Annotated in this window: 2 protein-coding genes and 1 rRNA gene; 1 reads left to right on the top strand and 2 read right to left on the bottom strand. The window is 50.7% G+C overall.

The window, feature by feature from the left end:
- Positions 1 to 181: 181 nt before the first annotated feature.
- Positions 182 to 457, bottom strand: coding sequence for a hypothetical protein (locus tag G8764_RS22275; RefSeq protein ID WP_166168592.1), 276 nt, complete (start codon positions 455 to 457; stop codon positions 182 to 184).
- 206 nt (positions 458 to 663) lie between these two features.
- On the opposite strand from G8764_RS22275, the gene G8764_RS22270 reads away from it, so the two are divergent.
- A complete protein-coding gene (locus G8764_RS22270) occupies positions 664 to 876 on the top strand; it encodes a hypothetical protein (RefSeq protein WP_166168589.1) in 213 nt (70 codons plus the stop codon).
- A 77-nt stretch (positions 877 to 953) separates the two neighbouring features.
- Here G8764_RS22270 and rrf read toward each other — a convergent pair.
- Positions 954 to 1,068 (bottom strand): 5S ribosomal RNA (gene rrf, locus G8764_RS22265).

Genomic DNA, 1,068 nt, shown 5'->3' with positions numbered 1-1,068 from the left:
CTGAACCGACCACCCCGGATCGGCGCAACCGGCTACGTTCTAAGCAGCTGTAGAAATTGAGTCGTTACTGTTTCGAACTACGACAGCGGCAAATAACCGCGCTTTTGGAGTGGCACATACAGATGCCATCAATGCGATAGAGGAGAGACTGGATCTGGCGGTACAACTGCAGCGAGAGATATTAGTGCTCGCTGATCAGCCGGCAATTAAAGCGCGAAGAAAAATCAAGGCGATGCTGGAACTGGAAAACCCCAGCCCAAATACCTGATAAACAGGCACGCAAAATGGGGGCGGTGACACTTGTGAATGATTTTAATTTGTCACCGCTCCCTTCAAATACGCTGAACGGTGCATAACACTTTAGCAACAGCAACAACGGCGGCATGATACCTGCGACGCCGAGTAGAGCCAGTTGCCCCCTGGCAGAGCAGACCAACCCGCCATTGCCCGCGGACACGCAATTTCCCTTCTGACTCGCGCCAAAATATTCGCCCGCAATAGCATCTTCATATTACCAAGCAATAAAGAAAATCTTTTATATTCTCAAATCTTTTTGTTCAACCACCCCGTTTGGGCGCATGATTAAAGTCGGTGATTGAATCGAGAACGACATGCCTTCGCGCAGGAGCCGAGCTTCGAGGAGGCAGCACAGGAGGATAAATCATGACATTCAAACTGGACGGCAACATCGAGGAGGTATTGATTAAAACAAAAGCCACGGCCGGTGATCACTACCGGGATGATTACGGTAACGACTGGGTGGTGCACGATGACCGCGACGGCTTGCGCTTGCAGAAGGCCGATAACCCGGACGCATGGATACCCTATTGGACCGCATTGACCATCAAGCTACCAGGTCTGCAAAAGACGCGATAACTCTGGCCGCGCAGCGCTACTTTGAAAAAACCACAAAAAAAGGCCCATCGCGATTCGATGGGCCTTTTAAATTAAGAGGCTGACAATGACCTACTCTCACATGGGGAAACCCCACACTACCATCGGCGATGCTTCGTTTCACTACTGAGTTCGGGATGGGATCAGGTGGTACCAAAGCTCTATGGTTGTCAG

Source organism: Pseudomaricurvus alcaniphilus (assembly GCF_011440395.1).
Classification (GTDB): Bacteria; Pseudomonadota; Gammaproteobacteria; order Pseudomonadales; family Cellvibrionaceae; genus Pseudomaricurvus; species Pseudomaricurvus alcaniphilus.
This window is presented reverse-complemented; position numbering and strand designations above follow the sequence as displayed.

Coding starts and splice junctions, on each gene's coding strand:
- G8764_RS22270 (WP_166168589.1), top strand. CDS start 664: ATGACATTCAAACTGGACGGCAACATCGAGGAGGTATTGATTAAAACA.